General features: G+C 63.3%; 2 protein-coding genes and 1 pseudogene. All 3 read right to left on the bottom strand.

All coding sequences use genetic code 11. The features are described from left to right. Positions 1-110 (bottom strand): annotated as a pseudogene (locus tag NKI47_RS34855) (hydroxymethylpyrimidine/phosphomethylpyrimidine kinase); the annotation flags it as partial. After that, positions 101-706 (bottom strand): thiamine phosphate synthase, encoded by a 606-nt coding sequence (locus tag NKI47_RS34850; protein WP_352596356.1) that lies wholly within the window; start codon positions 704-706, stop codon positions 101-103. The pseudogene NKI47_RS34855 and the gene NKI47_RS34850, both read right to left, overlap by 10 nt. Beyond that, positions 703-1467, bottom strand: a 765-nt coding sequence (locus tag NKI47_RS34845) for a thiazole synthase (RefSeq protein WP_352596354.1), incomplete at its 5' end; no start/stop codon positions are given. The genes NKI47_RS34845 and NKI47_RS34850, both read right to left, overlap by 4 nt.

Here is a 1467-nt window from a genome sequence, read left to right as displayed (position 1 = left end):
GTGCGCACGCCAATGGAAGCGATCGTCTCGATATCGCGTGCAATTCCAGCCCCACCGCTGGAGTCTGATCCGCCGACCACGAGCACATGCGGTTCTCGACTCAGCGCCATGGCTTTGTCTTTTCGATCCATTCTCGCGTGCGCGCTTCGGGATCGGCATTCAACGTGATGTCGGTGACCACCGCCGCGCTGTCCGCACCAGCCTCGAAGACACCGTCGAGCCGGTCGGGGTTGAGGCCGCCTATTGCGACCAATGGGATCGGTGCGACCCGGCGCTTCCACTCGCTGATCCGTTCGAGCCCTTGCGGCGCCCATTTCATCTGCTTCAGGATGGTGGGATAGATGGGGCCGAGCGCGATATAGTCGGGCTCGGCAGCGATAGCCGTTTCCAGTTCGAGATGATCGTGCGTGCTGAGCCCGAGCTTCAATCCGGCGTACTTAATCGCCAGCAGGTCGGCCGCAGCCAAATCCTCTTGGCCGAGATGGACGAAGTCGCAGCCTTCCTCGATTGCCGTGCGCCAATGGTCGTTGACGATCAGTTGGCAACCATGGACCGCGCAGACGCCGTTCGCGCGGCGGATTTCCGTCCGCAACGTGGCCTCGTCCCTATCCTTGATGCGCAACTGAACCAGCTTGACGCCAAGCGGCACCAGCCGTTCGATCCAGGCGGCGCTGTCGACGATCAGGTAGAAGGGGTCGAGCTTCATGAAAAAACTGCCCTGCCGATTGTCGGCGTCGACGGCACGGCGACGTCGCGCGGTTCGAGCATTCCCGAGTTGAAAGCTTCACGACCGGCCTCGACCGCCTTGCCGAACGCACGCGCCATGCCGACCGGATCGGCCGCCTTGGCGACCGCGGTGTTCAGGAGTACGGCGTCAAAGCCGAGCTCCATGACGGTTGCCGCGTGCGACGGCCGTCCGAGCCCCGCATCCACGATCAGCGGAACGCCTGGGAAATGTCCGCGCATCGAGCGCAGCGCCGTGATGTTGATCGGTCCGAGAGCGGAACCGATCGGCGCGCACCACGGCATCAAGACCTTGCAGCCCGCCGCAAGCAGCCGCTCGGCAACGACAAGGTCGTCGGTAGTATAGGGGAATACAGCAAAACCGTCCTCGCACAGGATGCGGGCGGCTTCGACCAGACCGAACACATCCGGCTGCAGGGTGTCGTGGTTGCCGATCACTTCGAGCTTGACCCAGCTCGTACCGAAGACTTCGCGCGCCATTTTCGCAGTCGTGACCGCTTCCTTGACGGAGTGGCAGCCAGCAGTGTTGGGCAGGATTCTGACGCCGAGCGAGCGGATCAACGACCAGAATTTTTCGCCGGCCCTGCCGCCTGCCATTTCACGGCGCAAGGAGACGGTCAGCACCGACGTGCCCGACGCCTTGACCGCATCGGAAAGGATAGCCGGCGAAGGATATTGAGCCGTGCCGAGAAGCAGGCGGGAGGGAAGCGTCGTCCCGAGAAG

The organism is Mesorhizobium sp. M0633, assembly GCF_040320645.1.
Classification (GTDB): domain Bacteria; phylum Pseudomonadota; class Alphaproteobacteria; order Rhizobiales; family Rhizobiaceae; genus Mesorhizobium.
The sequence above is the reverse complement of the archived record's forward strand: the minus strand, read 5'-3'. Positions and strand labels throughout refer to the sequence as shown.

Excerpts from the sequence above, each read along its gene's own strand:
- NKI47_RS34850 (WP_352596356.1), bottom strand. The coding sequence starts at position 706 with ATGAAGCTCGACCCCTTCTACCTGATCGTCGACAGCGCCGCCTGGATC.